A 21,440-nucleotide genomic window follows, 5' to 3' on the forward strand; every position below is an offset into this window, starting at 1 on the left:
ACGCTATCTGACTCGCCGGCATCTCTTGCGAGATCGTAAAATAATAGGAATTCCAATGACTAAAGTGCGCGCCCTTGTCCTCGAACGCCAGCATGAGCTGGCCATGCGGGAGATCGACCTGCCGATGGAGGTCGGGCCCGGCATGGTCAAGATCGCCATCCACACTGTGGGTGTCTGCGGTTCGGACGTGCACTACTATACTCACGGCAAGATTGGCCCCTTCGTCGTCAATGCGCCCATGGTGCTGGGACACGAGGCGGCCGGAACTATCGTCGACGTCGGCGCCGGCGTGACCCATCTCAAGGTGGGCGATCGCGTCTGCATGGAGCCGGGCATTCCCGATCCCAATTCGCGTGCCAGCCGGCTGGGAATGTACAATATCGATCCGGCCGTCAGCTTCTGGGCGACGCCGCCGATCCATGGCGTGCTGACGCCCGAAGTGGTGCATCCGGCCAATTACACCTTCAAGCTGCCCGACAATGTGAGCTTTGCCGAAGGCGCCATGGTTGAGCCATTCGCCGTGGGCATGCAGGCGGCGACCAAAGCGCGGATCACGCCCGGCGATACCGCCGTCGTGCTCGGCGCCGGACCCATCGGCACCATGGTGGCGATTGCGGCGCTGGCCGGGGGCTGCGCGCGGGTCATCGTCGCCGATCTGGCGCAGCCCAAGCTGGATATCGCGGCGCGCTATCAGGGCGTCATCCCGGTCAATATCCGCGACAAGAACATCGTCGACGAGGTCAAGCGGCTGACCGAGGGCTGGGGTGCCGATGTGGTGTTCGAGTGCTCGGGCTCGCCTCACGCGTGGAAGACCATTATGGACCTGCCGCGACCAGGCGGCACCATCGTGGTCGTCGGCCTGCCGGTCGATCCGGTGGCCGTCGATATCGCGGCCGCCTCTACCAAGGAGCTGCGGATCGAGAACGTGTTCCGCTATGCCCACCAATATGACCGGGCGATTGCGCTGTTCGCCTCGGGAAAGGTGGATTTGAAGCCGCTGATCTCGGCGACCTTCGACTTCGAGGATTCGATCGCGGCGTTCGACCGGGCCGTAGAAGCCCGTCCGACCGACGTGAAATTGCAAATCAAGGTAGCGAAGTAAATGGATCTGGGGTTGCGCGACAAAGTCGCCATCATCACGGGCGGCACAGTGGGTATCGGGCTGGCGGTTGCCGAAGGGCTGGCGGCGGAGGGTGTCAACCTCGTGCTGGTCGGGCGCGACAAGACACGCGCTGACGACGAAGCGGCGCGGGTGGCCAGTGCCTACGGCATTATCGCCACGGCGATTGGTGCTGATGTGGCGACGGCCGAAGGCTGCGAGGCGGTGATCGCCGGCACGAAGAAGGCCTTTGGCGGCGCCGATATCCTGATCAACAATGCCGGCACCGGCTCCAACGAAACCATCCAGGACGCCGATGACGCCAAGTGGCAATATTATTGGGACCTGCACGTCATGGCCGCGGTGCGGTTGGCGCGGGGCGTGGTGCCGATGATGAAGCAGCGCGGCGGTGGCTCCGTGATCCACAATGCTTCGATCTGCGCGGTGCAGCCGCTGTGGTACGAGCCGATCTACAATACCACCAAGGCTGCCTTGATGATGTTTTCCAAGACCTTGGCCAATGAGGTCGTGGGCGACAACATCCGCGTCAACACCATCAATCCGGGCCTGATCCGCACACCCGACTGGGTCAAGACCGCCAAGCAGATCGCTGGCGAGGGTGGTTTTGAGGCCTATCTGCAGGGCGTGGCCGATGAGGCCGGCGGCATGAAGCGCTTTGGCTCCCCCGAGGAATTGGCGAATTTCTTCGTGTTCCTCTGCTCCGACAAGGCCAGCTACTCGACCGGCAGCACCTATTTCGTCGATGGCGGCTGGCTCAAGACCGTCTGATCGCCGGAACCTTGCCCGGCAAATCGTGTTGACGCTCGAAGCGTCAGCACGAGGATAGTGGTAATGGATGTCGGCAATGAATTCGGTTTGGTCGAGACGTATCTACCCCAGCACATCATCGCCATAAGGCTGTTCAAGGCGGCCATTTTTGGCGCTATGATCGGGCTTGAACGCGAGCTCAACACCGGCGGTGCCGGCCTGCGCACCCATATCCTCATCGCGGTGGCCGGCGCGCTGTTCACCATCCTGGCGTTCGAGATTTTTCATACCCTGGAAGGTAGAGAAACACCGGCCGATCCGATCCGCGCTGTCGAGGCGGTGACCGCCGGCATCGCATTTCTCGGCGCGGGCGCCATTTTCCGCAGTGGCGGCAGCGTGCAGGGTCTGACAACGGGAGCGGGATGTGGCTGGCGGGCGCGGTCGGGATTGCCACTGCGCTCGGCTACTACGTCGTGGCGTTCGGGGTGGCGCTATTCGCCGTATTGGTGCTGGCGATGCTGCGCGTCCTGGCGCATGGCGTTATCTCGGGCGAGCAAGACAAGCCGAAGAAATAGACGTTGAAGGGCGCGGGGAGAAATGAAAAACTCCGGCAACGGCGCTGAGGGCTAGCGCGCTGCCGATTTCATTTCTCCCCTCGTGCGGACGCGACCGGGAGGAGTCGCGCCGCGCTCCCGTGAGCGGCCCCTTGGGAGGCCGCCACACCTCGCGATCCGGTGGGCGGATCAAGCGAGGAAGAAGTGGTGGAGAGGATACTTGGGAATGCAGGGGCCGGGCCGAGGCCCGATCTTGCAGCATCACTCCCCACCGAGGCATGTAACCTGTGGACGCAGGGACTACATGCCAACCGCATCGAGGCGCTGACTGCGCGCCCAGAAACTGACGATATTGGCCGCCTCGCGCCGATAGGCATCGCGTTCGGCGTGACGGGTGAAAACCGCGTCGGCGCCGGCGTCGTGCAGGTCGGCGATGTGCTGCCGGTCCGGCCGTTGCGCCATGACGACAACCGGAATGTCGTTGCCGATCACCGGGGCCAGCAGGGCCACGAATTCCAGATTGGCGGCGCTATGGGCCTTGAGATCTATGATCACCAGGCTCGGCCAGGTGGCCGGTGTCGCCAGCGATGGGAACAGCCGGGCGATGGCATCGGTCGCGTTGGCGAAGGTTACGATTCTCGGCGCGCCGTGGGCCAGCAGCATGCGGGTGAGCAGATGCGCCGAATGCGCATCGTCATCGACAAGCGCATAATAGGGCGTGTTATCCACAACCGTGTTCATTCAAATCCTCGTGCCGCCGCATCTGGCGAGGTTGGCATGACAAAGGCAAAATCACCCGCCGCTCGTGCGGAGAGTGCTGGCCGGATTGGGGTCTAAAAAGGGACTTCAGCGGGGCCTAGCCGCAGAAATTCTATGTCGCATCACTTGCAGCGACACCCGCCCTATGATCCGGATCCGGGCGCTCTGACTAGGGAAAGTAAGGTTACCCGCAGGTAACTCGACTTGCGTTTTACATGTAAAGCAGCAGTAATGCGGCAGGAGGTCCGCTGTGCCTGCTGCCACCCCAGATCGTCAGACCGTGCTTGCCGCGCTGGACCGCGTTCTCGGCTGGCCCGAGATCGGGCGTTCGCCGCAGCTTGGCCGGTTTCTCGACTATATCGTGCGGCAGACGCTGGATGGCGACGAGCAGGCGATCAAGGCCTATTCCATCGCCGTGGATGTGTTCGGCCGCGCTGCCGATTTCGACCCGCAGGTCGATCCCATCGTGCGTGTGCAGGCCCGGCGGTTGCGCGGCCTGCTGGAGCAATACTATGCCTCGGCGGGCATTGCCGATGCGGTGCGCATTACCCTGCCGGTGGGGCGCTATGTGCCGGTGTTCGAGGCTATCGGGGCCGACGAAGGCGTGGAGATCGAGACCTCGGACGTAGTGACGCCGGTGGCGCCGGCCGCTCGGCCGCGCGGCCACATCACGCTGTCCTGGTTCAGCCTGCTGATCATCACCCTTGGCATTGCGGCACTAGCCTATGCGCTATCCACTTGGGAGCCCCGGCGGGAGCATTCGAGCGTGGCGGCGCTACGCGGACCAAGCATAACCATTGTCGAATTCCAGGACCTGTCCGGCGGCGGCAGCAGGCCAGTCGTGGCGGGCCTTGCGCTGGAACTGGTGACGGACCTCAATGCCTTCGAAGACATCGATGCGCGTTACGGCGGCGGCGAATCCGTGGCGGTGCCTGTGGCCGCCGCGCCCAGCGATTTCGTGCTGACCGGCATCGTCCGCCGGGCGGACCAAGCGGTACAATATAGCGCCATTCTGACCGAAACGGCCTCGGGCGCGGTAGTCTGGAGCCGCACGATCCCCGTCAGCGAGCAGCGGTCGATACAGCCGGAAGCGCTGGACGAGATATCGCAAGCGCTGAGCCTGGTGCTCGGCAGTCCGCGCGGTCCCCTGCATTTGCCCGCGCGCAAGGCGCTCAGTGGGGGAATGCCGGCCGATGGCGTGCCCACGCTCTATCTGTGCCACGTGCTGTTCGACCTCTACCGGGAAGCCAGTACCGCGGCCAGCGGTGCTATCGCCGCGACGTGCTTTGCCGGCTTGTCCGAGACCGATCGGCAGGAGCCCTTGGCGCTCGCCGCGCAGGCCAGTCTGATCAGTGAAGGCATGGTGGGTGCCGGTGCACCGGTGCTCGAAACGGCCGATCGAATGCGTATCGCCCAGGTCAGTCTCGAACGGGCGACGGCGCTGGCACCACTTAGCGGTTTCGTCTGGGAACAACAGGGGCGTTGGTTCGAATTGCAAGGCCAGTTCCAACCGGCCGGCGCCGCCTATGCGTCCTCGATCCAGCTCAATCCCGCCAATGCCGATGCGCTGGCGGCGGCGGCGCGGCTGATGGCTCTGCAGGGCAGTCTGAGTGAGGCAGAACCGCTGGCCGCCAGGGCTGTGTCGGGGCCTGTGCCCCCGTCGTGGTATTTCGCGGTGCCCACATTGCAGGCGCTGCGCGACGAGCACTTCGCCATGGCCATTTCCAATGCCCAGACCTATGCGATGGCTGACCCGGAACTGGGTTCGGTGCTGGCGGTGGTGGCCGCATCGGCGGCCGGCAATGCCGGGGTGGTCAACCGTTACCTGCCGCAAGTGCTGGAAGTCGCCGCGTTTCGCGCCTCCGGTATCCTGCCGCGGCTGCGCGAGCGGATCGGCGATTTGGTTTTGCTGGAAGAGATCGGCAATGGCTTGGCCACGGCTGGAGTGCCGCAGCCCGCGCTCAGCAATCCGTTTTAGTGCATCGCAGAATTGGAGAACAGATTAATCACCAGCACGCCGGCCAGAATCAGGCCCATGCCGATCAGCGCTGGCGCATCGAGCGTCTGTTTATAGACGATGAAGGCGATAATCGAGATCAGCACGATGCCGACGCCCGACCAGATCGCATAGGCAATTCCGACCGGAATGGTCTGTAGGGCCAGCGAAAAGAAATAGAACGTGAACCCGTAGCCGACGACGACCACAAGCGTGGGAATGAGCTGGGTGAAACCCTGCGAGGCGCGCAGGAACGAGGTGGCAATCACTTCGCCGATGATGGCCATAACGAGGAATGCGACGCCCATCAGAGCGTGCCTGGGGCGAAAATGCTCTCGGCCAGGGCGACGAACATCTTGCCGCGTTCCTCGAAATTCTTGAACTGGTTGTAGGACGGCGCGCCCGGCGACAGGATGACGGCGTCGAACTGGTCGCGGTGTTGATAAAGGTTATGCATGGCGGTTTCGAGGTCCGGCTGTTCCAGCACCACGATCTGCGGTGCGGCTTCGCGCGTGGCTTGCGCAAGCCGTTCACCCGTAACCGGCAGACACGTCACCACCGTGACGCCGTAGCCGGTCAGCAGCGTTGCCAGTTCGGCATAATCCTGCTGCCGCTCGTGGCCGCCGGCGATCAGGGCAAGGCGCTGGCCCTTATAGGCGGCGAGAGCCGCCTTGGTGGCCTCGGGCGTGGTCGAGATCGAGTCGTTGACGAAGGTGATGCCGCCAAAGCGGTGCTCTTCGAGCCGATGGGGCAGGGGCCTGAAGGCCACGATTCCGTCGACGACGCCCTGCAATGTCGCGCCCGCCGCCAGGGCGATCTGGGCGGCGAGGCGGGCATTGTCGAGGTTGTGGCTGCCCTTGAGGCGCGAGCCGACCGCCGTTTTGTCGATGGCCACCAGCTCGTCCCGCGTCAGCTCGCGCAGCAGGCGCCGATGGTCGCGCACCGCCTGGGCGACCACGGCATTGCCCTTGGCCCCAGCGCCCAAGGCGACCGCGAAGCTACCATCGCGATCGATCAGATGCAGCTTGTCGTGGAAATAGCGTTCGACCGAGCCATGCCAGTCGACATGCTCGGGATAAAGATTGGTCAGCGCCGCGATGTCGGGGAGGAAGTTCATGTCGGCGGTCTGGTAGCTCGACAATTCGAAGATCACCACCGGGTGGCGATCGGCGATTTCAAGCGGCGCGAGGCCGACATTGCCGGCCAGCCCCGCATCGATGTTGGAGCGGGTCAGCATCAGATGGACCAGCGTCGCGGTGGTCGATTTGCCCTTGGTGCCGGTGATGGCGATAACGGTGCGCCCGTCCCGATAGGCGCCGCCCCACAGGTTGAGGTTCGAAGTCACCGGAATGCCGGCATCCTGCGCCAGGGCGAAGAACGGCTTATAGCGCGACACGCCCGGGCTTTTGACGATCAGGCCGAAGCGGTGCGCCGCGAGAGCCGCTTTCAGGTCCTCGGGAGCGATGACCTCGGCGTCCTCAATGTCGGCTTCGCCACTATCGACGGTGACGAAGACCTTGAGGTCCGGCTGGCGGGCCTTGAGGAAGGCGCGCGTCGATTTGGCCTCTCGGCCGGCGCCATAGAGCAGGATGGGCTCTTCAAACCGCATAGGCGGCAACCTTGGCGGCCAGATCGGGCGGAATGTGGTGGCTGTGGCTGTCGATCAGGCAATCGGCCAGGGCGGCCTGCAGCGCCGGCTCGCCATATTGGGCAAACAGGTCCGCCTTGATCGCCTTGACCACCGCGTCCTGGTGCCAATCGGCATGGCGCGTCAGCGAATAGAAGCACGCCGCGGCCTCAAGAATTTCCCCGACGCATTCCCAGGGCTTTTGCCCAGCGAGGCCCGACAGTTCGCGGAACGAGGCTTCGTTGGCAAGGTTCTCCAAGAGGTTCTGCCCGAAGATCGCCAACAGGCGATCCTTGGCCATGAACGGCGCGAAAATCAGGAACACGAAATGGCATTTCGGGCATTCGCCGCACCACAGCGGGCCATCATGCCCCGCCAGCCGGAAATTGCGGTTGCAGCTCGAAAACACGTGGTCGAACTTGGTTTCGCGGGTGAAGAAGGACGCAATCCGCGCTTCCGAGTAGGGGCGCAACAGCGAGAAATATTGCAGCGTGCCGCCTGTCGCATTGGCCAGTACGTCGGCGATCAACCGTTCGAAATCGAGCGACTTGGAATATTGGTGATTGGTCTCGCGGCCATCGAACACCACATTGCCCTCGCTGGCCGAGCGCTCGTTAGACAGCACGATGCGATTGTAGCCGAACAGCACGGCGCAGAGCGCGCCGATCATCGAGTTAATCGCCGTCGAGGGCACGTGGCCATTGTAATAACCCGGCTCCTTACCGAGGCGGATCATCTCCTTGTCGAGCGTGCGGGTCACATAGATCGGCGGTTTGCCGATCTTGTCGACCGAGGTTAGGATCGGCCCCTTGGGATTGACGGCGAAGGGTGTGAATTCGACGCCAACATGGCTCAGCAAATCGACGCTGACCAGCGAATCCTTGCCGCCGCCGATGGGCAACAAGGCGCGATCAGGCAGGGGGAACGCCGGCAGGGTCTCGGTGTCGTGCGGTGCCGAAACGCTCAGCCGACCGAAGCGCATCAGGTTGTTGCGCGCGTAGAATTCGCCCAGGCCGTTCTCATACACATCGATGACGAAGGCGCGTTCGGCCTCGGTCAGCGGAATATTGGGCGTGCAGATCTCCAGCGGTGCGGTCAACTTGAAATAGCTGACGCCGAGCACGATCGCCGTCAGGTCGAGCAATTTGCGGAAGGCCGGGCTTTCCGCAGCCGTCGCATCGGCGCCGTGCGGCAGCTCCAGCACTTCGACGAAACGCTTGTCGTGCAGGCCATAGTTGAACTGGGCAATCCCGGTAGTGGCGTCGAATTGCGGGCTCTCGATGAGGAATTGTGCGTTCAAGCCGGGGTTACTGCCTTGAATGATGGGCCGCGAAGCAGCGGTGTCATCCTCTATATAGGAATTGCAAACGCAGCGGGAGTGCGGCGGAGATCAGGAAATCCGCATCTGCATACGCATGACGATATCGTGGCCCAGCCGCTGGAAGCCAAATTCGCGCATGGTGCAGGTCCAGGCATTGCCTGCTTTCTCGATGCGGAACAGATTGTAGCGGGCCGGATCGTCCAGCGTGCCGCCCTGCGCGGCGCTGGCCGCCGCGACGCCGACCACCGGCACTTCATGGCCCTTGCCGGAAATGGAGTGGATCGAGGAGCGGTGCGTGTGGCCGTGCAGGATCAGCTCGGCCCCGTGCTCGGCGATGACCTTGCGGAATAGCTTGTGGCCCTTGAGCCCGAAGGAGGGGTGCTGCAGTTCCGCATTTGGCGGGTGGTGGATCATGACGACGCGGAACATGCCTGCCTCGCCCAGCGCGGTCAGGATGCGTGCCAGCCGCTCGGCCTGGTTCTCGTCAAACCGCCCGATGGCAAGGAAGGGCCGCGTCGGCACGGCGCTGGAGCAGGAGACGATCGCCATGTCGCCAATCCGGCGCACGAAGGGAAAGGCCGAAGCGTCCAGCGTTTCGCCCTTCATGTAATCGCCCCAGATTTCTTGGGCCGATTCCAGTGCGCCGGGCACATAGGCGTCGTGATTGCCGGGGCAGACCGCGACCTTGGCGCTGGGACCCAGCGCCTCGAGCCAGCGACCGGCGCGCTCGATTTCGAAGCGTAGCGCCAGATTGACCAGATCGCCCGTCACGGCAGTAAAATCGACACTCTGCGCTTGCATATGGCCAACCAGGCTCGCCAGCGTCTCGCTGTTCAGCTCTTCATTGCGACGCATTTTCCAGTTGAGATAGCCGGTCAGCCGTTTTCCCAGTAGATCGCGGAAGGCAACCTCGGGCATGGGCGACAAATGCAGGTCTGAAATATGGGCAAGAGTGATCATTGCGGGCGTAATGCCAGAAGGCTGGCGCCAAGAAAATGGTCATTTCGCGCCAGCGTCAATTTTGTGGAAGCTAAACCTCTGCTACGCATGAGGGAGATCGGGAGCAGACCATGCAGATGAATCGCTGGCAGACCATGCGGGCCGCGCTCTTCCTGAACCTCAAGGGCGCAGTTCACCGCATGACGCTGGGTGCTCGGGTCATGCTGATCGATGCCGATAAAGTCTTGTTGATCCGCCATACCTATGTGCCCGGCTGGCAATTTCCCGGCGGCGGCGTCGATCCGGGCGAGACCATCGAGTCGGCGGCGCGGCGCGAATTGCTGGAAGAAACCGGCTACAAGGCTACGGGCTCGCTTGAGCTGTTCGGCATCTATCACAACAAAATCGCGACCAATCGCGATCACGTGGCTCTCTATGTGGGACGTCAATTCGAGCAACAATTCGAGTTCCGGCCCAATCGTGAGATCGCGGAGGCGGCCTGGTTCGACAAGGCCGCGCTCCCTGAAAAGATCACCCCCGCCACATCCCAGCGCATCGACGAGGTTTTTGACCAGGCCCCGCGCCGGGACGTGTGGGGCTACTAGACAGGTAACTTACGAGAGGAACGGCAGTTCCGGTCCGATCGGAATGATGCGGGTCGGGTTGATGCCAGTGTGGCTCCAATAGTAGTGCGTGCGGATATGGTCGAGATCGACCGTTTCCTTGACGCCGGGCACCTCGTAGAGCGCCTTGAGATAGTGCGAGATGTTCTTGTAATCGGCGATACGCTGGCGATTGCACTTGAAGTGGCCGACATAGACCGCGTCGAACCGTACCAATGTGGTGAACAAGCGCCAATCGGCTTCGGTGATGGTGTCGCCGGTGAGATAGGCGGTTTCGCCCAGCAGGCCTTCGACCCAGTCGAGCGCATCGAACACCTTGGCGACGGCCTCGTCATAAGCGGCCTGGCTGGTGGCAAAGCCGGCCTTGTAGACGCCATTGTTGATGTCGTCATAGATGCGGGCATTGATCGGCTCGATCGTGGCGCGCAGCTCTTCGGGGTAATAATCGTCGGTATTGCCGGTCAATTCGTTGAAGGCCGAATTGAACATGCGGATGATTTCCGAGCTCTCGTTGGAGACGATGGTGCCCCGCTGCTTGTCCCACAGCACCGGCACGGTTACGCGGCCGGTGTAGTGAGGATCAGCCTGCGTATAGACCTGCCACAGCGTGTCCTTGCCGAATAGCGCGTCGCCGGTTGAGCCTTCGTCCTTGTTGAAGCTCCAGCCGGTTTCGTCGGGCATTTTGGGCGAGACGATGGAGACCGATATCAGGCTTTCGAGATTCTTGAGCTTGCGGAAGATCAACGTCCGATGCGCCCAGGGGCAGGCCAGCGATACATACAGGTGGTAACGCCCGGCTTCGGCGGGGAAGCCGCCTTCGCCCGAGGGGCCGGCGCTGCCGTCGGCGGTGATCCAGTTGCGGTAGCCCGACTGGCCGCGCACGAACTTGCCGCCGGTCTTTTTGGTGTCGTACCATTCGGTCGACCAGTTTCCGTCAATCAATTGTCCCATGATCGGGCACCTTTCGTCGTCTTATTGTCCGAATTGCAGCGCCTGCTGGCTCGGATGGGTTGCAGCACTTGTGGCACAGATAAGCGATCGAGCACGCGTCGATAATGTCATGTGGCGGCAACGCAGCGTTGTCAGTTTGGCGCATAGCCAGCGCGTGGATTCGAAAAACTTTTAGCGATGCGGACGTTTTTGTTTACGTGGGGTCATCATGGTGCTAATGCGGAAATCAGGCGTGGAGGCGCCCAGGATGGTAAAGGTTTTGCTGGTGACACGACGACCCTGATGGGTCCTTGAACGGCGCTCTTTTTGAGCTGCCGAATTGTCCTTTTGCATGCCATTTCTGGATCAGTCTCATGACCGTTGTTCCCCTGCCTTCGGCTGCGGCCGCTGCTGTGCCTTTCCCTGGTGTGCTGACCGTTCGCCCCGCGACGCCTGCCGATGATGCGTTCATCGACGATTTGCAGGCGATTGCCTTTGGTCCCGGCCGTTTCGCCCGCACGGCCTTCCGGGTGCGCGAGCGGTTCCCGATCGATACCAGCCTGTCGCTGGTTGCCGAAGTCGATGGTATTGCCTGCGGTTCGGTCTGGATGACCCCGATCAGCGTTGGCGGCCTCAATGGCTATCTGCTGGGCCCGCTGGCGACGCATCCCAATTTCCGCAAACGCGGTGCTGGCAAGCTGCTGGCGCTCGAGGTGAGCAAGCGGGCACTGGCGCGTGGCGAGGGTTCGTTCGTGCTGCTGGTTGGCGATCAGGATTATTATTGCCCGCTGGGTTGGGAAATCACCACGCCCGGCGCCATCCAGTTCCCTGGCCCGGTCGATGTCACCCGCGTGCTGCTGCTCGCCGAGGACAAGAGTCTCGCCACCTCGCTCAGCGGATCGATCGCCGCATTCAAGCCGGTTTGAGATAAGATACTTGAGGTTTGACAACCCTGCATTCTCTCCAGAGGATGCAGGGTTCATATTTGTCGCCTAAAGTCGTCTCGAAGAATCCATTTGGGTGCGCCGTGTCTGTTGACGACGCTATTATCGATCGCATTGCCTCGCGTCTCCTCTCCGCGCCGCCAGCCTTGGCGGAAGCGCGCAATCTGGTGCCCGACTGGACGCCGCCACAGCCGTTCGACCGGCCCCCGGTGGCCGCCGCGGTGCTGATCGCCATCGTGGCGCGGCCCGAAGGGCACACGGTGCTGTACACTGAGCGATCGCCGGACCTGCGCTCGCATTCGGGGCAGGTGGCATTTCCCGGCGGCAAGATCGACCCCGAAGACGTCGATGCCGCCGATGCAGCCTTGCGCGAAGCCCATGAGGAAGTGGGCATGGAACGGGCCGATGCCACGGTGCTGGGCTATATGCCGACCTATTATACTGGCACCAATTACCTGATCACTCCCGTGGTGGCGACGGTCACCCCCAGCCGCCCCTTCGTGCCCAATCCGGGCGAGGTGCACTCGGTGTTTGAAGTGCCGCTAGCGCGCATTCTGAGTGCCGCAAGCTACGGGCATTTCCGTTTCGAACGCGGCGGCCAGCGCGGCCAGACCTGGCAGATCGACCATGACGGCCATCGCATCTGGGGCATTACCGCCAACCTGACCCGCCTGTTCCGCGATCTGGCCTATGACGAGGCCGCAGCATGAGTGCGCTGGCCACCGCAGAAGCGCGACTGCGCGAAGCGGCCTGGCTCAAGCGCGCCGAGACGCAGGCTATATTCGCCGTACTCGACGGTGCGGCCGGACGGACCCGGGTTGTCGGCGGCGTAGTGCGAGATACGCTGCTGGATCGTCACCGCGAGAATCCGGACATCGATTTTGCCACTGAGTTGTTGCCCACTGAAGTGATCGACCGCGCCAAAGCCGCCGGCATCGCCTCCTATCCCACCGGCATCGATCACGGCACCATCACGCTGCGTTTGGGCGAGGTCGTAGCCGAAGTGACCACCCTGCGGCGCGATGTCGAGACCGACGGCCGCCATGCCCAGGTCGCCTTCGGCACCGACTGGACCGAGGACGCGCAACGGCGCGACTTCACCCTCAATGCGCTGTATGCCGAGCCATCGGGCGCCCTGTTCGATCCGCTGGCCGGGTTGGATGATTGCCTGGCCGGACATGTGCGGTTCATTGGCGAGGCGGCCCAGCGCATCGCCGAGGATGGCCTGCGGGTGTTGCGGTTCTTCCGTTTTTCCGCCAGCCACGGCGGCGAGACTTACGATCCTGCGGGACTAGCGGCCTGCGCGACGGCGGTCGGGCGTCTCGGTCATCTGTCGGCCGAACGCGTCGGCGCCGAGATGACCCGCATGTTGTCCCTGCCGCAGGTCGCCGCCACGCTGCGTGCCATGACCCGCATCGGCCTGGAGCCGATCGATGAGGACACGTTGGCGCTGCTCAAGACCTATGAGCGGCAGGCCGGAAGGCCGCAATTTCACGCCAGGTTGGCACTGATTCTGGAGCATCAGCAGGCCGACGCGCTGCAACACCGCTGGCGCCTGTCCAATGCCGATATCGATGCGGCGCAGGCGATCAAGACCACCAGCGAGTTACTGCGTGCTTTCAAGGTCAACGAAGCGGTTTATCGCCACGCCGACCATCTGCGCGAAGCCATCGATGTGGCGGCGGTTTTGGCTGGGTGGGGGGAGGCGGGCAAGGTCGCCATCACCGAGCAGGTCGACGCCATTGAGCCGCCAAAATTCCCTGTCGGTGGCAAGGATTTGCTCGCGCTGGGCATGCGCCCCGGTCCCGATCTGGGCAATGTCCTCGACCGGCTGGAACGCCAATGGGTCGAGAGTGGCTTCACCCTCGACCGGCCGGCGCTACTGGAATTGGCTAAGGCCTGATCAGTGCCTGACAGGCTTGTCGTTGGTATCGACGATGCGTTCCTTGATCCGCTCGATCATGTCGGGACGGATTTCGGTTTCCCCGTGCAGATTGCGCAGGTTTTCCACCGCGCGGCGCACCACTTCGGCTTCGTTGTCGGCTTCGGTATGCCAAGTCGAACCGGGGATCAGTGTGCCAGAATCAAAACGCTTCATTGCATCCTCCTAGATTTGGATTGCGCAGACCAAACGTCTCGTGGCGGGGAGAGTTCCGCTATTCGTCAGCAAACTGGCCGATCTGGTTGAGGCCTTCAAGCCAGGTTCCGCCATCGTCGCGCACCACTTCGCGGGCGATGACGCCGCTTTCGGCGGCGATAGCGTCGGCAAGATCGCGAGCGTGCGTCACCACCCAGATCTGGCTGCGCTCCGCCGCCTTGACGATCAGCCGCGCCAGCATCGGCAGCAGATTTGGGTGCAGGCTGTTCTCGGGCTCGTTCAGGGCGATGAAGGGTGGCAGCCGATAGGAGAGCAACGCCCCTGCCAAAGCGAGAAACTGCAGTGTCCCATCAGAAAGTTCATGCGGCGCAAACACCCGCTTGGGCATCTCGGCATATCGCATGCCGAACGTGGCGAACTCGCCCACTTCGGGAATGACCAGTTCGGCGCCCGGAAAGGCGTCTTCGATAGCTCTGTCGAGGTCGATCCGATCGCCGCGAATATGGTGCAGCGTCGCGAGGACGGCGCCCAGATTGCTGCCATCCGAAGCAAGCGACGGTGCGGTGACGGCTCGCGATGGACGGCGCAGTGCCGACTCAGCATCGGTGCGGAAACTGTGAAAAAATCGCCAGGCAATGAGCTGGTCCCGCACCAGCGCAATTTCCGATCGTCCCGAGAGTGCTGCCAGGGCCGTCTCGCTGGCGAGCAGGTCGTCATTGGCGAGTTCGCGCCGTCCAGTGGCGTCGCGCGCCCAAGCGACGCCGGCCTTGCGCTCCATCAGGTTCACGGCCTTGCCGCGCTGTTGCCAGTCGAGGCTTTCCGCCTTGACCTGCGCCTCGTTGGGAAAGGCTGCCGCGACTATCTTGATGGGGAAGCCCAGCTCGAGCTGATAGGTCGGATCAAAGCTGCCATCACCAAGGTCGGCAAAGCTGGCGGCCAGCCTTAGTTTTTTGTCCTCGCCCTTGCGATAGCCGTCGGTGCGGTACATGGGGTCGAATTCGCCATCGGGCGACAGGTTCTTGCCTCCGGCCCAGAAGATCGAGCCGAGGCCGCCTTCGCGGGCAATCTCGTCAGCCAGTGTACCGCGCGCCGCTGCCTGCAGCAGCTCCAACGAACGGTAAAGGTTGGTTTTGCCGACGCCGTTGCCACCCACCAGCACCGTCAATTGCCGCACCGGGAACCGGATTTTGCGGATCGAGCGATAGCCGATGATTTCAACGGCGGAGAGCGTCATGTCACGGCCAGCGGACTTCAGGTGGCATGGAGGAGAGGATCGAGTTCACATTGCCTCCGGTCTTGAGCCCAAACGTGGTGCCGCGATCATAGAGCAGGTTGAACTCGACGTAACGGCCGCGTCGCACCAGTTGTTCATGGCGATCAGCTTCGGTCCATGGGGTTTCGAAATTGCGGCGGACCAGTTCAGGATAAATACCGAGAAAGGCTTCGCCCACCGCCTTGGTGAAGTCGAAATCGGCGTTCCAGTTACCCGAATTGTGGTGATCATAGAAAATGCCGCCGGTGCCGCGATGCTCGTTGCGGTGGGGCAGGAAGAAATATTCGTCGCACCATTCCTTATAGCGTTGGTAGTCGACGCCGGGCCGATCGACACAGGCCGCCCGCATCGCCGCGTGGAAGTCGGCCGTATCGGGGTCGTCCTGCGTCCGGCGCCGCTCGAGCACCGGCGTCAGGTCGGCGCCGCCGCCGAACCACTGCTTGCCGGTGACGATCATACGCGTGTTCATATGCACCGCCGGCACATGCGGGTTCCAGGGATGCACGATCAGCGAAATGCCCGAGCTCCAGAACTGCGCGCCTTCCTCGGTACCCGGCATCTGCTTGGCGAAATCGGCTGAGAATTCGCCGTGGACTGTGGAGATATGGACCCCCGCCTTTTCGAAGACGCGGCCATGCAACATGCTCATTTCGCCGCCGCCGCCCGCCGCGCGGTCCCAGGGGGTCCGCTCGAATGCGCCCGGCGCGCGATCGCTATGAGGCCCCTGAACATCGGCTTCGATGGCTTCGAAGCTGGCGCAGATGCGGTCGCGCAGGGCGCGGAACCAGGCCTGCGCGGTGAGCTTCTTGGTGTCCATGTCTTGGTCTGTCGTGGTCATTTTAGGTCTGAAAATCCATCGGTCTGGCGTTTGGCTTCGCCCACAATGAGGGTTGCCGCAAGCGCGACGTTGATCGAACGCAGGTTTTCGCGCATCGGGATACGCACCCGCAGGTCGCAGATTTCGGCCACGGCATTAGGCACTCCGGCGCTTTCGCGCCCCACCATGATGATGTCGTCGCCGCGATAATCGGCCGCATAGGCGGACTGGGTGGCCTTGGTAGTCAGCAGCACCAGGCGGCGGCCCGCCGCCCGGCGCCACTCGTCGAACGCCGCAAAACCGGTATGTTCGACGACAATGGCCTGGTCGAGATAATCGAGGCCAGCGCGACGCAGGGTCTTGGCCGAGAAAATAAAGCCGGTCGGATGGATGACATGCACGCTCACCCCGATACAGGCGCCAAGCCGGATCAGCGTGCCGGTATTTTGAGCGATATCGGGTTGATAGAGGGCCAGATCGACCGGCATCGGCATGCCTTCTTGCTGGTGCGGGGAAGGGCGCCGAGGCGCTTGCCGCTGGGGAAATTGGGTATAGTGTCGCACTTGTCTCATGTCACTGCCCGGCGCTCTGGACAAGTGCTTGTGACAGTGCAAAAAGAACCGCAACTGACGTGGCCGCTTGAGGGCGGATGGCGACCGATTCCGCGTATGCGCGTGCGGACCCGCCGACTGCCGGCGCGTCTTAGGTGTATCGGACGGGGATCGTAACCTTGGCTACGCAAGCAGAACATCACGGGACACGGCGAGACTTTATCTTTGTCGCCACCGCTGCGGTTGGGGGCGTTGGCGTTGTCGCCACGGTCTGGCCGCTGATCAATCAACTCAATCCGGATGCCTCGACGCTGGCGCTGGCCAGCATCGAATTCGATCTGTCCGCGATCGAAGAGGGCCAGTCGGTTACCATCCTGTGGCGCGGGCTTCCCGTGTTCGTGCGTCACCGCACGCAGAAGGAAATCGACGAGGCCAAGGCCGTTCCGATGGCCGACCTCAAGGATCCCGAGACCGACGAACAGCGCACCAAGCCCGGCCACGAACAGTGGCTGATCATGATCGCCAACTGCACTCACCTCGGCTGCGTGCCGGTGGGTGAGTCGGGCGAGTATGATGGCTGGTTCTGCCCTTGCCACGGCTCGGTCTACGATACTGCGGGCCGTATCCGCAAAGGGCCGGCGCCCAAGAATCTGGTGCTGCCGCCTTATGACTTCATCAGCGATACGCTGGTCCAGATCGGTTAATGGGGGCTCCGATGTCAGAACATTCGACGTATACGCCCGGGACCGGCATCGAGAAGTGGCTCGATGAACGTCTGCCGATCATCAGGTTCTCCAAAGAGCACCTGATGGACTTCCCGACGCCCAAGAACCTCAACTACTGGTGGACCTTCGGGGCGATCCTGGCGATCATGCTGGTGGTGCAGATCGTCACCGGCGTCATCCTCGCCATGCACTATACCCCCAATGTCGCCCTGGCCTTCGACTCGGTCGAGCATATCAAGCGCGACGTCAATGGCGGTCGCATCATCCAGGCCGTCCATTCGGTCGGCGCCTCGATGTTCTTCGCCGCCGTCTATGTCCACATCTTCCGCGGCATGTATTTCGGCTCCTACAAGGCGCCCCGCGAAATCCTGTGGATCCTGGGCGTGCTGATCTTCGTGCTGATGATGGCGACTGCCTTCATGGGCTACGTGCTGCCATGGGGCCAGATGAGCTTCTGGGCCGCCACCGTGATCACCAACATCTTCGGCGCCATTCCAGTGCTGGGCAATCCGATCCTCGAACTGCTGCGCGGTGGTTTCTCGGTGGGCAATCCGACGCTCAACCGCTTCTTCTCGCTGCATTACCTGCTGCCATTCGTGATTGCTGCGGTCGTCGTGCTCCACATCTGGGCACTGCACGTGCCTGGCAATAACAATCCGATCGGCGTCGACGTGAAGTCGAGCCGCGATACCGTGCCCTTCCATCCGTACTATACGATGAAGGACCTCTACGGCGTCGTGCTGTTCGCCATCCCGTTTGCCTGGTTCGTGTTCTTCGCGCCCGATATCCTGGGTCACCCCGATAACTACGTCATGGCCAATAGCCAGGTGACGCCGGCTCACATCGTGCCCGAATGGTACTTCCTGCCGTTCTACGCGATCCTGCGCGCCATCGACTTCAACATCCTGTTCATCAACTCGCAGCTCGGCGGCGTGATCTTCTTCGGCGGATCGATCGTCATCCTGTTCTTCCTGCCCTGGCTCGACACCTCCAAGGTTCGTTCGGGCACGTTCCGGCCGATGTTCAAGTGGTTCTACTGGCTGTTCGTGATCAACTTCCTGGCGCTGGCCTATCTGGGCGCGGCACCGGCTGAAGGCGTCTACGTTATCCTGGCCAAGATCTGCACGGCCTACTACTTCGCTCACTTCATCATCGTCCTGCCCGTTCTCTCGCGCATCGAAAAGCCCCGGCCGCTGCCGGCCAGCATTTCGGAGAGCGTGCTCGGAAAGGCACATGCGTGATGGGCGGGATCGTATCGATGTTCAAGACCAAGACTATCCTCGCCGCCGTCGCGCTTGTCGCCGCCTTCGCTGCTCCCGCCTTTGCGCAGGACCACAGCGGGCCGCATATCGAAAAGCAGAGCTGGAGCTTTGGGGGCCTGTTCGGCACCTATGATCAGAACCAGCTGCAGCGCGGCTTCCAGGTGTTCCGCGAAGTCTGCTCCAACTGCCACGGCGCGCGCCTGATCGCCTTCCGCACGCTGGCCGAGGAGGGTGGTCCCCACTTCTCCGAAGGTCAGGTCAAGGCACTGGCGGCAGAGTACAACATTGCCGATGCCACCGCCGAGGGCGGCACCCGCAAGGGCGTCGCTGCTGATCGCTGGCCATCGCCATTCGCGACCGAGCAGGATGCTCGCGATGCCAATGGCGGCGCGCTTCCGCCGGACTTCTCGGTGCTGGCCAAGGCCCGTGGCGTCACCGACGCGTTTCCCTGGTGGATCACCAACTACTTCACTGGCTATTCCGAAGGCGGCCCGGATTATATCCACGCCCTGATGAACGGCTATCACGAGGAAGTTCCGGAAAACGCACCGCACGCTGCCGACGGTACACCGTTCGCATTGCCGGAAGGCAAGTATTACAACGACTACTTCCCCGGCCACGCCATCAGCATGCCCCCTCCGTTGCAGGACGGCGCGGTCACCTACGTGCCCGGCGAAGACGGCGTGACGGTTCCCGAGACGGTGAACCAGTATTCCGAGGACGTGTCCGCATTCATGATGTGGATGGCCGAGCCAGGCCTGGTATCGCGCAAGGAAACCGGCTTCAAGGTGTTGCTGTTCCTCGTGCTGTTCGCCGGCCTGATGTACGCCACCAAGCGCAAGATTTGGCAGGGTATCGAGCATTAAGGGCGGTATCGCCCGGCTCATCGCCACACATTTTCAAAGGGCCCTTCGCGGGCCCTTTGTCTTGCGCCGGGCGATCACGCGGTTTTGCCCCCTTGCCATCGGGGCCCAAGACCGCAATATGTTGCTTGAGCAAATCACCGCACGTCGGGGAGCCGCCATGTCCGCCATTCGCATCGCCGTTACCGTCGTCAGTGCCGCGATCACCGCCAGCCGCCATCCCGTAGTGCGGGCCGGCGTCAATGCCGTGGTCAACAATCCACAGGCGCGCGAGACGGCGATCAATGCCACTCGCAATGCGGCCTATGGCGCCGGCGTCATCGCCCGCCACATCATCGGCCGCCGCATCCGCTAATTTCCCTCTGACTACAGGCGTCCCATGTCGCTCGACCCTTCCAAGCTCGACCTGAAATCGCTTGTGCGCACGATCCCGGACTACCCCAAGAAGGGGATACTGTTCCGCGACATCACCACGCTGATCGAGCACCCGCAGGGCTTCAAGGAGAGCATCGAGCGCATCGCCGCCGCCCATCGCGGGCTGGGTGTGACCCATGTGGCCGGCATCGAGGCGCGCGGCTTCATCTTCGGCGCCGGGGTGGCGATTGCGTTGGGCGTCGGCTTCGTGCCGATCCGCAAGAAGGGCAAGCTGCCCGGCGAGACGATCGGGCAGAACTACGCGCTGGAATATGGCGTCGACACCATCGAGATTCATGCCGATGTGCTCGACAAGGGCGATGTCGTACTGTTGGTCGATGACCTGATCGCCACCGGCGGCACCGCCATGGCGGGCATTCGCCTGATGGAACGGGCCGGCGCCCATGTGATCGGCTGTTCCTTCGTGATCGACCTGCCCGAACTGGGCGGCGCCGACAAGCTGCGCGCTTTGGGCATGCCGGTGTCTGCGCTTGTGGCGTTTGAGGGGCACTAGGAGCGACGGCCAGGCGAGCGAAGCGGTTTCTAGCAACCGCGTAGAAACGTCCGGACGCGCGACCAACAAAAATCCCTGACAAGGGATAACGGTATAAAGAGGCTGCCATGAAGATCATCGCCAAGGACCGCGGGGGCAAGGAACACACGCTGGAAGGCCGTGACGGCTGGAGCGTGATGGAAATCCTGCGCGATGGCGGGCTGGATATCGCGGCGGAATGCGGCGGCGCCTGCGCCTGCGCCACCTGCCATGTCTATGTGACCGACGGCTGGTACGACAAGCTGCCGGCGCCCAGCGAAGCCGAGATCGACATGCTGGACATGGCGCTGGCGGTGGAGCCGAACTCGCGGCTGTCGTGTCAGGTGATCTGCTCGGCCGAAACCGACGGCATCGTGGTCACTGTCGCCCCCGAGTAGCGACAGAATCCAATAATCTCCCCGAAATAATCGCAACAAACCGGCCTTGCCGGGTCTGTTTCGCCCCGCTACCTTGCCATGCAAGAGAGTGGCTTGCGGATGGCGCGAGCCCGATTTTTTCCAAGGGGTTCTCATGCTGAATCGTCGTCATGCGCTGAAGACCGGCGCTGCTGCTGTTGCCATGTCCGCCGTGCCTGCCTTTGCCGCGCCCGGTGGCGCGAAAGCGCTGGACGCGCTGTTCGACCAGTTCATGAAAGAGTCGCTGGACCTGTCGCCTGTCGGCGTCACCGCGCTGGGGCTGGATAACGGTGCGCGCGCCTATCAGAAAAGCCTGGTCGACGACGCCTCGCTGGCGGGCATCGCCAAGCTGAAGGCGCTGCAGTCCAGCCAGCTGGCGCGGCTGAAGGCCTTCGACCGCAATTCCGTCTCCGGCCAGGACCAGGCCAACTACGACGTGGTGATGTACAGCTTCGCCACCGGCGACGAAGCCGCCAAGCGTTTCAACTATGGCCCCGTCTCGGCCGGCCAGCCCTATATCCTCAGCCAGCTCAGCGGCAACGCCGTCAACGGGCCCAGCTTCCTGGACACCCAGCACACCATCGAGACCAAGGCCGATGCCGACGCCTATGTGGCGCGGCTGGGCGGCCTGGCCAAATCGCTGGACCAGGAAATCGAAGTCACCCGCCATGACATCGCGCTGGGCGTGATCGCGCCGGATTTCGCGCTGGCCAAGCTGATGCTGGCGATGACCAAGCTGCGCAGCCCGTCGCCGGAAGCCTCGCCCTTGACGGAATCGGTGGTGCGCCGCGCCAAGGCCGCCAAGCTCGGCGGCGATTACGGCGCCATGGCCGCCAGGGCGGTGAAGGACCACGTCTATCCCGCGCTGGATCGCCAGATCGCGCTGGTCAAGGAGATGCAGAAAAAGGCGACCCACGATGCCGGCGTGT

General features: G+C 62.8%; 26 protein-coding genes. 15 read left to right on the forward strand and 11 right to left on the reverse strand.

Annotated elements, in window-relative coordinates:
* The first annotated feature begins 55 nt into the window (after positions 1-55).
* From JWR51_RS14050 to JWR51_RS14060, 3 genes are all read left to right on the forward strand, one after another.
* The gene (locus tag JWR51_RS14050) at positions 56-1,102 is read left to right on the forward strand and encodes an NAD(P)-dependent alcohol dehydrogenase (protein WP_299748472.1); all 1,047 of its coding nucleotides are present in this window, start codon (positions 56-58) and stop codon (positions 1,100-1,102) included.
* The gene (locus JWR51_RS14055; RefSeq protein WP_299748475.1) at positions 1,103-1,888 is read left to right on the forward strand and encodes an SDR family oxidoreductase; all 786 of its coding nucleotides are present in this window, start codon (positions 1,103-1,105) and stop codon (positions 1,886-1,888) included. It begins immediately after the preceding gene.
* 63 nt (positions 1,889-1,951) lie between these two features.
* Entirely contained in the window at positions 1,952-2,449 is a 498-nt protein-coding gene (locus tag JWR51_RS14060) for an MgtC/SapB family protein (RefSeq protein WP_299748477.1), read from the forward strand.
* Positions 2,450-2,721: 272 nt separating this feature from the next.
* On the opposite strand, the gene JWR51_RS14065 is transcribed toward JWR51_RS14060, so the two are convergent.
* Positions 2,722-3,162 (reverse strand): response regulator, encoded by a 441-nt coding sequence (locus tag JWR51_RS14065; protein ID WP_299748480.1) that lies wholly within the window; start codon positions 3,160-3,162, stop codon positions 2,722-2,724.
* 268 nt (positions 3,163-3,430) lie between these two features.
* On the opposite strand from JWR51_RS14065, the gene JWR51_RS14070 reads away from it, so the two are divergent.
* Positions 3,431-5,158 (forward strand): hypothetical protein, encoded by a 1,728-nt coding sequence (locus JWR51_RS14070; RefSeq protein ID WP_299748483.1) that lies wholly within the window; start codon positions 3,431-3,433, stop codon positions 5,156-5,158.
* On the opposite strand, the gene JWR51_RS14075 is transcribed toward JWR51_RS14070, so the two are convergent.
* The 4 genes from JWR51_RS14075 to JWR51_RS14090 all read right to left on the reverse strand — a co-directional run bounded on the left by JWR51_RS14075 (position 5,155) and on the right by JWR51_RS14090 (position 9,084).
* A complete protein-coding gene (locus JWR51_RS14075; protein WP_299748486.1) occupies positions 5,155-5,484 on the reverse strand; it encodes a multidrug efflux SMR transporter in 330 nt (109 codons plus the stop codon). The two genes, JWR51_RS14070 and JWR51_RS14075, sit on opposite strands and share 4 nt — an antisense overlap.
* Positions 5,484-6,785 (reverse strand): UDP-N-acetylmuramoyl-L-alanine--D-glutamate ligase, encoded by a 1,302-nt coding sequence (gene murD / locus JWR51_RS14080; protein ID WP_299748489.1) that lies wholly within the window; start codon positions 6,783-6,785, stop codon positions 5,484-5,486. Before murD ends, JWR51_RS14075 begins: the two co-directional genes overlap by 1 nt.
* The gene (locus JWR51_RS14085; RefSeq protein WP_299748491.1) at positions 6,775-8,103 is read right to left on the reverse strand and encodes a hypothetical protein; all 1,329 of its coding nucleotides are present in this window, start codon (positions 8,101-8,103) and stop codon (positions 6,775-6,777) included. The genes murD and JWR51_RS14085 overlap by 11 nt, the downstream gene beginning before the upstream one ends.
* A gap of 90 nt (positions 8,104-8,193) precedes the next feature.
* Positions 8,194-9,084: a metallophosphoesterase gene (locus JWR51_RS14090; RefSeq protein WP_299748494.1), complete on the reverse strand. Its 891-nt coding sequence runs from the start codon at positions 9,082-9,084 to the stop codon at positions 8,194-8,196.
* 110 nt (positions 9,085-9,194) lie between these two features.
* Between JWR51_RS14090 and JWR51_RS14095 the strand changes: the two genes are divergently transcribed.
* Positions 9,195-9,668, forward strand: coding sequence for an NUDIX domain-containing protein (locus JWR51_RS14095; protein WP_299748496.1), 474 nt, complete (start codon positions 9,195-9,197; stop codon positions 9,666-9,668).
* 9 nt (positions 9,669-9,677) lie between these two features.
* On the opposite strand, the gene JWR51_RS14100 is transcribed toward JWR51_RS14095, so the two are convergent.
* Positions 9,678-10,637, reverse strand: a complete 960-nt coding sequence (locus JWR51_RS14100; protein ID WP_299748499.1) for a glutathione S-transferase family protein — start codon at positions 10,635-10,637, stop codon at positions 9,678-9,680.
* 171 nt (positions 10,638-10,808) lie between these two features.
* Complete coding sequence (locus JWR51_RS14105; protein ID WP_299748502.1) at positions 10,809-10,970, reverse strand: hypothetical protein; 162 nt, start codon at positions 10,968-10,970, stop codon at positions 10,809-10,811.
* Positions 10,971-10,990: 20 nt separating this feature from the next.
* Here JWR51_RS14105 and JWR51_RS14110 point away from each other — a divergent pair, with 20 nt between their 5' ends.
* From JWR51_RS14110 to JWR51_RS14120, 3 genes are all read left to right on the forward strand, one after another.
* Positions 10,991-11,542, forward strand: coding sequence for an N-acetyltransferase (locus JWR51_RS14110; protein WP_299748505.1), 552 nt, complete (start codon positions 10,991-10,993; stop codon positions 11,540-11,542).
* 101 nt (positions 11,543-11,643) lie between these two features.
* The gene (locus JWR51_RS14115) at positions 11,644-12,270 is read left to right on the forward strand and encodes a CoA pyrophosphatase (protein ID WP_299748508.1); all 627 of its coding nucleotides are present in this window, start codon (positions 11,644-11,646) and stop codon (positions 12,268-12,270) included.
* Positions 12,267-13,463, forward strand: coding sequence for a CCA tRNA nucleotidyltransferase (locus JWR51_RS14120; RefSeq protein WP_299748511.1), 1,197 nt, complete (start codon positions 12,267-12,269; stop codon positions 13,461-13,463). The genes JWR51_RS14115 and JWR51_RS14120 overlap by 4 nt, the downstream gene beginning before the upstream one ends.
* Here the strand turns inward: JWR51_RS14120 and JWR51_RS14125 are convergent, their stop codons facing one another.
* From JWR51_RS14125 to JWR51_RS14140, 4 genes are read right to left on the reverse strand one after another with little or no spacing between them, the layout of a single operon-like run.
* Entirely contained in the window at positions 13,464-13,658 is a 195-nt protein-coding gene (locus JWR51_RS14125) for a DUF1059 domain-containing protein (protein ID WP_299748514.1), read from the reverse strand.
* Positions 13,659-13,716: 58 nt separating this feature from the next.
* The gene (locus JWR51_RS14130) at positions 13,717-14,892 is read right to left on the reverse strand and encodes an AAA family ATPase (RefSeq protein ID WP_299748517.1); all 1,176 of its coding nucleotides are present in this window, start codon (positions 14,890-14,892) and stop codon (positions 13,717-13,719) included.
* Position 14,893: 1 nt separating this feature from the next.
* Positions 14,894-15,769 (reverse strand): oxygen-dependent coproporphyrinogen oxidase, encoded by an 876-nt coding sequence (gene hemF / locus JWR51_RS14135; protein ID WP_299748520.1) that lies wholly within the window; start codon positions 15,767-15,769, stop codon positions 14,894-14,896.
* Positions 15,766-16,236 carry a TrmH family RNA methyltransferase gene (locus JWR51_RS14140; protein WP_299748523.1) on the reverse strand — a complete coding sequence of 157 codons (471 nt, stop codon included), beginning with the start codon at positions 16,234-16,236 and terminating at the stop codon, positions 15,766-15,768. Before JWR51_RS14140 ends, hemF begins: the two co-directional genes overlap by 4 nt.
* Positions 16,237-16,478: 242 nt before the next feature.
* Here JWR51_RS14140 and petA point away from each other — a divergent pair, with 242 nt between their 5' ends.
* From petA to JWR51_RS14175, 7 genes are all read left to right on the forward strand, one after another.
* Positions 16,479-17,003, forward strand: coding sequence for a ubiquinol-cytochrome c reductase iron-sulfur subunit (petA, locus tag JWR51_RS14145; RefSeq protein ID WP_299748526.1), 525 nt, complete (start codon positions 16,479-16,481; stop codon positions 17,001-17,003).
* A gap of 11 nt (positions 17,004-17,014) precedes the next feature.
* Complete coding sequence (locus tag JWR51_RS14150) at positions 17,015-18,265, forward strand: cytochrome b N-terminal domain-containing protein (RefSeq protein WP_299748529.1); 1,251 nt, start codon at positions 17,015-17,017, stop codon at positions 18,263-18,265.
* 17 nt (positions 18,266-18,282) lie between these two features.
* On the forward strand, positions 18,283-19,152 hold the full coding sequence (locus JWR51_RS14155) for a cytochrome c1 (RefSeq protein WP_299748532.1): 870 nt from the start codon (positions 18,283-18,285) through the stop codon (positions 19,150-19,152).
* A gap of 157 nt (positions 19,153-19,309) precedes the next feature.
* On the forward strand, positions 19,310-19,504 hold the full coding sequence (locus JWR51_RS14160; RefSeq protein WP_299748534.1) for a hypothetical protein: 195 nt from the start codon (positions 19,310-19,312) through the stop codon (positions 19,502-19,504).
* A gap of 24 nt (positions 19,505-19,528) precedes the next feature.
* A complete protein-coding gene (locus JWR51_RS14165) occupies positions 19,529-20,077 on the forward strand; it encodes an adenine phosphoribosyltransferase (RefSeq protein ID WP_299748537.1) in 549 nt (182 codons plus the stop codon).
* 107 nt (positions 20,078-20,184) lie between these two features.
* Complete coding sequence (locus JWR51_RS14170; RefSeq protein ID WP_299748540.1) at positions 20,185-20,493, forward strand: 2Fe-2S iron-sulfur cluster-binding protein; 309 nt, start codon at positions 20,185-20,187, stop codon at positions 20,491-20,493.
* Positions 20,494-20,626: 133 nt separating this feature from the next.
* Positions 20,627-21,440: DUF885 family protein (locus JWR51_RS14175; RefSeq protein ID WP_299748543.1), on the forward strand; the 814-nt coding region annotated here is incomplete at its 3' end.

The sequence above is a fragment of the Devosia sp. genome (assembly GCF_028290625.1).
Lineage (GTDB): Bacteria > Pseudomonadota > Alphaproteobacteria > Rhizobiales > Devosiaceae > Devosia.

Excerpts from the sequence above, each read along its gene's own strand:
- JWR51_RS14050 (WP_299748472.1), top strand. The coding sequence starts at position 56 with ATGACTAAAGTGCGCGCCCTTGTCCTCGAACGCCAGCATGAGCTGGCC.
- JWR51_RS14055 (WP_299748475.1), top strand. The coding sequence starts at position 1,103 with ATGGATCTGGGGTTGCGCGACAAAGTCGCCATCATCACGGGCGGCACA.
- JWR51_RS14060 (WP_299748477.1), top strand. The coding sequence starts at position 1,952 with ATGGATGTCGGCAATGAATTCGGTTTGGTCGAGACGTATCTACCCCAG.
- JWR51_RS14065 (WP_299748480.1), bottom strand. The coding sequence starts at position 3,162 with ATGAACACGGTTGTGGATAACACGCCCTATTATGCGCTTGTCGATGAC.
- JWR51_RS14075 (WP_299748486.1), bottom strand. The coding sequence starts at position 5,484 with ATGGGCGTCGCATTCCTCGTTATGGCCATCATCGGCGAAGTGATTGCC.
- murD (WP_299748489.1), bottom strand. The coding sequence starts at position 6,785 with ATGCGGTTTGAAGAGCCCATCCTGCTCTATGGCGCCGGCCGAGAGGCC.
- JWR51_RS14090 (WP_299748494.1), bottom strand. The coding sequence starts at position 9,084 with ATGATCACTCTTGCCCATATTTCAGACCTGCATTTGTCGCCCATGCCC.
- JWR51_RS14095 (WP_299748496.1), top strand. The coding sequence starts at position 9,195 with ATGCAGATGAATCGCTGGCAGACCATGCGGGCCGCGCTCTTCCTGAAC.
- JWR51_RS14100 (WP_299748499.1), bottom strand. The coding sequence starts at position 10,637 with ATGGGACAATTGATTGACGGAAACTGGTCGACCGAATGGTACGACACC.
- JWR51_RS14105 (WP_299748502.1), bottom strand. The coding sequence starts at position 10,970 with ATGCAAAAGGACAATTCGGCAGCTCAAAAAGAGCGCCGTTCAAGGACC.
- JWR51_RS14110 (WP_299748505.1), top strand. The coding sequence starts at position 10,991 with ATGACCGTTGTTCCCCTGCCTTCGGCTGCGGCCGCTGCTGTGCCTTTC.
- JWR51_RS14120 (WP_299748511.1), top strand. The coding sequence starts at position 12,267 with ATGAGTGCGCTGGCCACCGCAGAAGCGCGACTGCGCGAAGCGGCCTGG.
- JWR51_RS14125 (WP_299748514.1), bottom strand. The coding sequence starts at position 13,658 with ATGAAGCGTTTTGATTCTGGCACACTGATCCCCGGTTCGACTTGGCAT.
- JWR51_RS14130 (WP_299748517.1), bottom strand. The coding sequence starts at position 14,892 with ATGACGCTCTCCGCCGTTGAAATCATCGGCTATCGCTCGATCCGCAAA.
- hemF (WP_299748520.1), bottom strand. The coding sequence starts at position 15,769 with ATGACCACGACAGACCAAGACATGGACACCAAGAAGCTCACCGCGCAG.
- JWR51_RS14140 (WP_299748523.1), bottom strand. The coding sequence starts at position 16,236 with ATGCCGGTCGATCTGGCCCTCTATCAACCCGATATCGCTCAAAATACC.
- JWR51_RS14150 (WP_299748529.1), top strand. The coding sequence starts at position 17,015 with ATGTCAGAACATTCGACGTATACGCCCGGGACCGGCATCGAGAAGTGG.
- JWR51_RS14155 (WP_299748532.1), top strand. The coding sequence starts at position 18,283 with ATGTTCAAGACCAAGACTATCCTCGCCGCCGTCGCGCTTGTCGCCGCC.
- JWR51_RS14160 (WP_299748534.1), top strand. The coding sequence starts at position 19,310 with ATGTCCGCCATTCGCATCGCCGTTACCGTCGTCAGTGCCGCGATCACC.
- JWR51_RS14165 (WP_299748537.1), top strand. The coding sequence starts at position 19,529 with ATGTCGCTCGACCCTTCCAAGCTCGACCTGAAATCGCTTGTGCGCACG.
- JWR51_RS14170 (WP_299748540.1), top strand. The coding sequence starts at position 20,185 with ATGAAGATCATCGCCAAGGACCGCGGGGGCAAGGAACACACGCTGGAA.